The sequence below is a fragment of the Kocuria sp. SM24M-10 genome (genome assembly GCF_001027955.1).
Lineage (GTDB): Bacteria > Actinomycetota > Actinomycetes > Actinomycetales > Micrococcaceae > Kocuria > Kocuria oceani.
In genome coordinates this window covers 44,689-52,812 of record NZ_LDNX01000023.1, presented here as the reverse complement: position 1 = coordinate 52,812, position 8,124 = coordinate 44,689, and the positions used below count along the sequence as shown (strand labels likewise).

General features: G+C 75.1%; 6 protein-coding genes and 1 riboswitch. Of the genes, 4 read left to right on the top strand and 2 right to left on the bottom strand.

Annotation, left to right across the window (positions count from 1 at the left end):
• Nucleotides 1-161 precede the first annotated feature (161 nt).
• Entirely contained in the window at nucleotides 162-1,289 is a 1,128-nt protein-coding gene (locus tag ABL57_RS02705; RefSeq protein ID WP_047801897.1) for an FAD-binding oxidoreductase, read from the top strand.
• 99 nt (nucleotides 1,290-1,388) lie between these two features.
• Here ABL57_RS02705 and ABL57_RS02700 read toward each other — a convergent pair whose 3' ends face one another.
• Nucleotides 1,389-3,560, bottom strand: coding sequence for a S9 family peptidase (locus tag ABL57_RS02700; RefSeq protein WP_047801896.1), 2,172 nt, complete (start codon nucleotides 3,558-3,560; stop codon nucleotides 1,389-1,391).
• A gap of 110 nt (nucleotides 3,561-3,670) precedes the next feature.
• On the opposite strand from ABL57_RS02700, the gene ABL57_RS02695 reads away from it, so the two are divergent.
• On the top strand, nucleotides 3,671-4,450 hold the full coding sequence (locus ABL57_RS02695; protein ID WP_047801895.1) for a CPBP family intramembrane glutamic endopeptidase: 780 nt from the start codon (nucleotides 3,671-3,673) through the stop codon (nucleotides 4,448-4,450).
• A gap of 37 nt (nucleotides 4,451-4,487) precedes the next feature.
• Here the strand turns inward: ABL57_RS02695 and ABL57_RS02690 are convergent, their stop codons facing one another.
• Nucleotides 4,488-5,183: a VOC family protein gene (locus ABL57_RS02690; protein WP_047801894.1), complete on the bottom strand. Its 696-nt coding sequence runs from the start codon at nucleotides 5,181-5,183 to the stop codon at nucleotides 4,488-4,490.
• A gap of 141 nt (nucleotides 5,184-5,324) precedes the next feature.
• Nucleotides 5,325-5,440: riboswitch (SAM riboswitch) on the top strand.
• Nucleotides 5,441-5,518: 78 nt separating this feature from the next.
• Between ABL57_RS02690 and ABL57_RS02685 the strand changes: the two genes are divergently transcribed.
• Nucleotides 5,519-6,910, top strand: coding sequence for a bifunctional o-acetylhomoserine/o-acetylserine sulfhydrylase (locus tag ABL57_RS02685; protein WP_238985956.1), 1,392 nt, complete (start codon nucleotides 5,519-5,521; stop codon nucleotides 6,908-6,910).
• Nucleotides 6,907-8,085, top strand: a complete 1,179-nt coding sequence (locus tag ABL57_RS02680; protein WP_047801893.1) for a homoserine O-acetyltransferase — start codon at nucleotides 6,907-6,909, stop codon at nucleotides 8,083-8,085. Before ABL57_RS02685 ends, ABL57_RS02680 begins: the two co-directional genes overlap by 4 nt.
• The last annotated feature ends 39 nt before the right edge of the window (nucleotides 8,086-8,124 follow it).

Genomic DNA, 8,124 nt, shown 5'->3' with positions numbered 1-8,124 from the left:
CCGCGGCCCCTCGGCGCCTCCCCTCCTGTGGGCCCTCCCGGCGTTTGCTCCCCGCGTTTCCTCCCGGTGTTTCCTTCCGATGTTTCCTCCTGGCGAGGCCTCCCTCGGCCGGGTCCGCGGGGGACGAGCACGGGCCCCGGGCGGCGTGCGAGCATGGGCGGATGGACCCTGTGCAGGACGTGCTCATCATCGGCGGCGGCATCGCCGGACTGTCCCTGGCCTCCACCCTGGCCGAGCGGCGGGGCAGCGGCGCCGGGATCGTGCTCGCCGAGGCCGAGCCGGCCCTGGCCCACCACACCTCCGGGCGCTCCGCCGAGCAGCTCATCCCCAGCTACGGTCCCGCACCCGTGCGCGAGCTCACCGCCGCCACCGTCGCCGGGCTCCTGGACCCGCGCCCGGCACCGCCCCGCCCCCTGGCCTGGCCCAGCCGCATGGTGCTCGTGGGCACCGCGGCCGGGCTGCGCGCGGAGGCCGTCCCGGGGCTGCGGCAGCTCTCCCGCCCCGCCCTGGTGGAGCTGTGCCCCGAGCTGGCCAGCTCCCCGCCGGAGGAGGTGGCGGGCGGGCTGCTCGACGACACCTCGGTGCGCACCGACGCCGGCGCCCTCGTGGCCTGGCACCGGGCGCGCGCGGCGGCGGCCGGGGTGCGGATCCTCACCGGAGCGCCGGTCACCGCGGCCGCACCCGACGGCGAGGGCTGGCGCGCCGCGGTGGGCGGGCAGGAGGTCCGCGTCCGCCGCGTCGTCGTGGCCGCGGGCGCCTGGGCGGACGAGGTGGCGGGCCGGTTCGGCGCCGCACCGCTCGGGCTGCGCCCGCTGCGGCGCACCGCGGCCCTCGTCCGTCTCGCCAAGCCCCTGGCCCCGGACCACCCCATGGTCGTCGCCGCGGACTCCGGCTGGTACTACCGGCGGGCCGGGGACGGGGCGCTGGTCTCCCCGTCCGAGGCGGTGCCGAGCGAGCCGTGCGACGCGCAGCCGGTGCGCGAGGACGTCGAGGACCTCGTGGCCCGGCTCAACACCGTGACGTCGCTGGGCGCCACCGGGATCGAGCGGGCCTGGACCGGGCTGCGCACCGAGTCCCCGGACGGCGTGCCGGTGTGCGGGTTCGACCCGGAGGTCCCGGGCCTGCTCTGGCTGGCCGGCCAGTCCGGCTACGGCTTCCAGACGAGCACGGCCATGGCCCGCGCCGCCGCGGACCTGCTCGGGGACGGCGCGGTGGGCCCGTGGTGCTCCCGGGAGACCGCCGCCGCCCTGGACCCGGTGCGCTTCCGCACCGGGCAGCCGCTCTCCTGACCTCGGGGGCCTCGGGCCCAGGGGGCGGCACGCTCCGGCGCTCGAGGACCGCGGGAGACGCCGCTCGCCGCGCGGGGAGCCGGCCCCCGCGCCGGCCGCTCAGGCGCCGGCCAGTCCCATCCGGTCCAGCACCCAGGCGTACTCCCAGGCGGTGTCCTTCCACTGCGCGTACCGTCCGGACGCCCCGCCGTGGCCGCCGGCCATCTCGCAGCGCAGCAGCACGGCGTGGCCGGAGGTCGTGGCCTCCCGCAGGGCGGCGACCCACTTGGCCGGCTCCACGTAGAGCACCCGGGTGTCGTTGAGGCTGGTCACGGCCAGGACCGGGGGATACGGCAGCGGGCGGACGTTCTCGTAGGGGGAGTAGTCGCGCATGTACCGGTAGACGTGGCTGTCCTCGATCGGGTTGCCCCACTCCTCCCACTCCAGGGCCGTGAGGGGCAGCGAGGGGTCGAGGATGGAGGTCAGCGGGTCCACGAACGGCACGGCCGCCAGCGCGCCGCAGTACTTCTCGGGGGCCAGGTTGAGCACCGCGCCCACGAGCAGGCCGCCCGCGGACCCGCCCATCACCAGGATCCGCCGCTCGTCGAGGTCCGGGCGGGCGGCCAGGTGGTCGGTCACCGCCACGTAGTCGGTGAAGGTGTTGACCTTGTGCAGCTTCTTGCCCTCCTCGTACCAGGACCGGCCCAGCTCGCCGCCGCCGCGCACGTGGGCGACCGCCCAGACCACGCCGCGGTCCAGCAGGGACAGCCGGGAGACGGAGAAGCCCGGGTCGGTGCTGTGCTCGTAGGAGCCGTAGGCGTACTGCACCACCGGGGCCGGCACCGCGGGGTCCAGGTCCGCCCGGCGGACCAGGGAGACGGGGATGCGGGTGCCGTCCGCGGCGGTGGCCCAGTCCCGCTCCACCGTGTAGTCGCCGGGGTCGTAGCCGCCGAGCACGGTGGTCTCCCGGCGCAGCACGGGCTCGGCGGGCAGGGCGTCGTCGGCGCCGGTCGCGCCGGCGGGGAAGACGTCGTAGACGCGCGGGGGCGTGGTGAAGGAGGTGTAGGACAGCCGCAGCACGGGGGCGTCGTGCTCGGCGGCGGCCACTCCGGCGGTGTAGAGCTGCTCCGCGAAGGCCGGCTCCACGGCCGCCGCCTGGGCCTCCGTGCCGAGGCCCGCGAGGGGCAGCAGCCGCACCCGCAGCGTGGTCTCCGCCCGCACGGAGACCACCAGGTGCGTGGCCGTGACGGCGCAGCCGTTGACCCGCACGGTGTCCGAGGCCGGGACGACGTCGCGCAGGTCCACCTCCGCGACCGGGCGGCCGAGGTCGGCCGGGTCCATGAGCGAGACCCGGGAGTTCGGGGCCTCGTGGTCGTGGGTCAGCAGGATCTGCTCGCGGCCGTCCAGCAGGAAGGGCTCGGCCTCGTAGAGCACCCGGTCGGTGCGCGGCAGCACCACCTGCAGCGGGGCCTGCGGGTCCGCCACCGGCTGGATCAGCTGCTCGGAGAACTCCGAGCACATGGCCTCCACCACGATCCAGCGCCGGTCCGCGGACAGCCCCGCACCCAGCCACAGACCCGGGTCGGCCTCCTCGTGGACCACGACGTCCTCGGCCACCGGGGTGCCCAGGACGTGGCGGCGCAGCTGGTGGGGCCGCCAGGACTCGTCCACCACGGTGTAGTAGACCGCGCGGGCGTCGGGGGTGAGGAAGGACCCGTAGAAGGTGCCGGGGATCTCGTCGGCGAGCAGCGCCCCGGTGGTGAGGTCGCGCACGCGCAGGGTGAAGCGCTCGTCCCCGGTGACGTCCTCGGCCCAGGCCAGCAGCTCCCCGTCCTCGGAGACGTCGAAGCTGCCGAGGGAGTAGAACTCGTGCTTCGCGGACTCCGCGTTGGCGTCGAGCAGCACCTGCTCGCCCGCCATGGGGGTCCCGGGCCCGACGACGGGCGGGGTCCAGTCCGCGAGGACGTCCCCGGTGGTCGCGGCCGGCACCCGGCAGAACACCTGGTGCGCGCCGCCCTCCACCGTGCGGGAGAAGTACCACCAGTCCCCGCGCCGGTTCGGCACCGACAGGTCGGTCTCCTGGGTGCGGCCCTTGATCTCCCCGAAGATCGACTCCCGCAGCCCGGCCAGGTGGGCCGTGCGGGCCTCCGCGTACTCGTTCTCCGCGGTGAGGTGGGCGAGCACCTCCGGGGACTCCTTCGCCCGCATCCACTCGTAGGGATCGGAGAACAGGTGGCCGTGGAAGGTGCGCTCGGCGGGCTGCCGGCGGATCTGCGGGGGAAGAGCTGTCATGTGCCCATCCTAGGGAAGGCACCCCGCCCGCCGCTGGCCGGCCCGGGGGCGCGGCGCCGGCGAGGGGCCCGCGACCCGGCGGTCCGCCCGGGCGGTGCCAGAATGGCCGCATGAGCACCCCCGCGCACCTCGCCCCGCGCCCGCCGGCCTTCGGCTCCACCCGCGCCGACCTGTGGATGCAGGTGGTCCTCGTGCTGGGGGTCTCCCTGGGCGCCTCCGCGCTCTACGCGGTGCTCTCCCTGGCCGAGCAGCTGGCCCGCGGCCCGCTCTCGGAAGCGCAGGCCACGATGAACCCGCCGCTGAGCGTGCAGCCGCTGATCGACCTGCTGCGCCAGCTCACGGGCATCGGCCTGGACCTGGTCCCCGTGCTGCTGGCGCTGTACCTGCTCGCCGGCTCCGCCGGCGCGCTGGGCACGGTGCGGCGGCGGATCGGGCTCGACGCCCGGATGCCGGTCCCGGACCTCGGACTGGGCACCGTCCTGTTCCTCGTCATGGGGCTGGGCACCCTGGCCCTCTACGCGGCCGGCCGCGCCCTGGGCCTCACCGCGGAGGTGACGACCTCCGGGCTGGCCGAGCACTGGTGGACGGTGCCGGTGCTGCTGCTCTCCGCGCTGCGCCACGCCCTGGTCGAGGAGGTGGTGGTGGTCGCGTTCCTGACCGACCGGCTCACCCGCATCGGCTGGCGCTGGCCGGTGGTGCTGGTGGTCACGGCGCTGTTCCGCGGCAGCTACCACCTCTACCAGGGCATCGGGCCCTTCCTCGGCAACGTGGTGATGGGCCTGGTCTTCGCCGAGCTCTACCGGCGCACCGGGCGGGTCATGCCCCTCGTCGTCGCGCACTTCCTGCTGGACGCCGTGGGCTTCCTGGCCGTCGGCCGGCTGCTCGGCTGAGGCGGGCCCACCGTGCGGGCCCGCCCCGGCCGGCGCCTCAGATCGTGACCAGCCCGTCGGGGGTGCCGAAGGACACCGAGAGCAGCCCGGGCGTGCCCTCCGGATAGCGCCACTCCACCGCCAGGTCCTCGAGCGCGGTCTCCACGGGCGCGCCCTCCGGATAGCGCCACTCCACCGCCAGGTCCTCGAGCGCGGTCTCCACGGGCGCGCCCAGCCACTCGGCCACCCGCTCGGGCGCCCCGGCGATGCACATCCCGGCGAGGGCCACGTCGGTGATCCGCGCCTGGGACGGGTGCATCTCCGGGGCCGAGTCGAAGCGCACCATGAACGGCAGCTGGGGGTCGGCGATCAGGCCCTTGACGCCTATCTGGTGCCACTCCAGGCACCGGCCGTCGGGGAAGACCCGGTGGCCGGGCACCGCGTGCCGGCCGAGGCGCTGCTCGAAGGGCGCGAGGTCGTCGACCTCGACGACCCAGCCCAGCCAGCCGCCGCCGGCCTCGGAGCGGGCGCGCACGGCCCGGCCGAACGGGGCCTTCTCCGCCGCGGGGTGCTCGAGGACCTCGACGACCTCGACGTACTGGTGGTTGGTGAGCGGAAGGATCATGTTGCGGGTGCCGAAACGGGGGTGCACCCCACCCTTGACCGGCTCGATCCCGAGCTGGTCGGCAATGCGCTCGGTGGTGGCCGTCAGGCCCTCCGGGCGGCAGGCGTAGGACACGTGGTCGACTCTCATGGGCTCATCGTGGCACCGTGTGACTTTCGTCTCCAAATCGGTCCCCGGCGGGGTGCTCCCCGGCCCGTCCGGCGCGTGCGCGGGGCGCTCGCCGCACCCCGGCTTGACGCCGTGTCGCCCGAATCCGGAGAATGCTGTCCAGGTCATGAGCGCCAGCGTCCAAGCCCCAGCTAGCTGGCCGGCAACCCTCCACCGCGGTGGGGTGCCCTGGGTGAAGACCGGGCTCCTCGCGACCGGCGAGCGAGCAAGCGCGGGTCCTCGGTGCCCGGCCGTCGCACGGCAGCACCACCACGGTCGGACACCGGACCCCTGACACCCGCAAGGAGTCTCCCGGCATGTCCGAGTCCACTGCTTCCACGGCCGACCGCACCGCGACCGCGCTGCCCACCCCCGAGCACCCGGCCGGCTGGTCGTTCGAGACCCAGCAGATCCACGCCGGCCAGCGCCCCGATCCGGTGACCGGCTCCCGCGCCCTGCCCATCCACCAGAGCACGTCCTTCGTCTTCCCCGACGCCCAGGCCGCCGCGGACCGCTTCGCGCTCGCGGAGCTGGGACCCATCTACACCCGCATCGGCAACCCGACCACGGAGGTCGTGGAGAACCGCATCAGCGCCCTGGAGGGCGGGGTGGGCGCCCTGATGCTCAGCGCCGGGCAGTCGGCCACGACGTTCGCGGTGCTCAACCTCGCCGGGGCGGGGGACCACGTGGTGGCCAGCCCGAGCCTGTACGGCGGGACGTACAACCTCCTCAAGTTCACGCTGCCCAAGCTCGGCATCGAGACCACCTTCGTGACCGACCCGGACGACCCGGAGGCCTGGCGGCGGGCCGTGCGCCCGAACACCAAGGCGTTCTACGCCGAGACCATCCCGAACCCGCGCAACGACGTCCTCGACATCGAGACGGTCTCCGGGATCGCCCACGACCACGAGGTCCCGCTCATCGTGGACAACACGGTGGCGACCCCCTACCTCGTCCAGCCGTTCCGCTGGGGCGCGGACATCGTGGTGCACTCCGCCACGAAGTTCATGGGCGGGCACGGCACCGCGATCGGCGGCGTGATCGTGGACTCCGGCGCCTTCGACTTCGGCCGGTACCCGGAGCGCTTCCCCGGCTTCAACGAGCCCGACGAGTCCTACGGCGGGCTCGTCTACGCCCAGGCCCTCGGCGCGGAGGGCGCGTTCGGGGTCAACCTCTCCTACATCCTCAAGGCCCGGGTGCAGCTGCTGCGCGACCTCGGCTCGGCGATCTCCCCGTTCAACGCCTTCCTCATCGAGCAGGGCATCGAGACGCTGTCGCTGCGCATGGAGCGCCACGTGGCCAACGCCGGGGAGGTGGCCCGCTGGCTGGAGGCGCGGGAGGACGTCCGCTCGGTGAGCTGGGCGGGGCTGGAGTCCTCGCCCTGGCACGACCGGGCGCGCAAGTACGCGCCCCGCGGCGCCGGCTCCGTCCTCGGGTTCGTCCTCGAGGGCGGCCGGGCGGCCGGCGCGGCCTTCGTGGACGCCCTGACGCTGCACTCCAACGTGGCGAACATCGGCGACGTCCGCTCCCTGGTGATCCATCCCGCGTCCACCACGCACAGCCAGCTGCTACCCGAGGAGCAGCTCGCGGCGGGGGTGGAGCCCGGCTTCGTGCGCCTGTCCGTGGGGCTGGAGAACGTCACGGACATCCTGGCGGACCTGGAGCAGGGCTTCGCCGCGGCCGCGGCCGCGGCCGGAGGGCAGGAGTGAGCGTGACGGTGCTGCGCGGCGCCGGCGCGGACGTGCGCGAGGACGGCGTGCCGCGGCACGCCGAGATCGGCACCCTGGAGCTGGAGTCCGGCTTCCGGCTGCCGGAGGTCCGGATCGCCTACGAGACCTGGGGCGTGCTCGCCCCGGACGGCTCCAACGCGGTGCTCGTGGAGCACGCCCTGACCGGTGACACCCACGTCGCCGCCGGGAGGGCCCGGCCCAGGGCCCCGGAGGCGCAGCGCCGCGCCGCCGAGAGCGGCGGCTGGTGGGACGGCCTGGTCGGCCCCGGCGCCGCCATCGACACCGACCGCTACTTCGTGGTGTGCGCCAACATCGTGGGCGGCTGCTACGGCTCCACGGGACCGTCCACCCCGGCCCCGGCCGAGGTGGACCCCGAGCGCCGGCCCTGGGGCTCCCGCTTCCCCCTGGTCACGGTGCGGGACTCCGTGCGCGCGGAGGCCGCCCTGGCCGACGCCCTGGGCATCGACACGTGGCGCCTGGTCATCGGCGGGTCCATGGGCGGGGCGCGCGCCCTGGAGTGGGCGGTGACCTACCCGGAGCGGGTCCGGGCCTGCGCGGTGGTCGCCGCGTGCCCCCAGTCCAGCGCCGAGCAGCTCGCCTGGGGGCAGGCGCAGAACCTCGCGATCCGCCAGGACCCGGACTTCCGGGGCGGGGACTACTACGACGGGCCCTTCCCGGTGACCGGGCTGGGCCTGGCCCGGCGGATCGCCCACATCACCTACCGCTCCGCCGACGAGCTGCACCACCGGTTCGGGCGCACCCCGCAGGCCGAGGAGCAGGTGATCGGCACCCACCCCGGGGGCCGCGGGCGCTACCAGGTCGAGAGCTACCTCGACCACCAGGCCTCCAAGCTCGCGGGCCGGTTCGACGCCAACAGCTACCTCGCCGTCAACGAGACGCTCATGTCCCACGACGTCTGCCGCGGCCGCGGCACGCTGGAGGAGGCCCTGTCGGTGACCTCGTGCGAGTGGCTGGTGGCCGCGGTCGACTCCGACCGCCTGTACCTCCCGCGCGAGTCCGACGTCCTGGCCGCCGCCCTGCCCGGGGACGTCCGGCGGCACACCCTCACGTCCCCGTCCGGGCACGACGGGTTCCTCATCGAGGCGCCGCAGGTGGGGAAGCTGCTCGTGGAGACCGTGCTGGCCCGCCCCTGACGCCCGGGCGGGCGGCGCCGCGGGTGGCACACTGGTGCC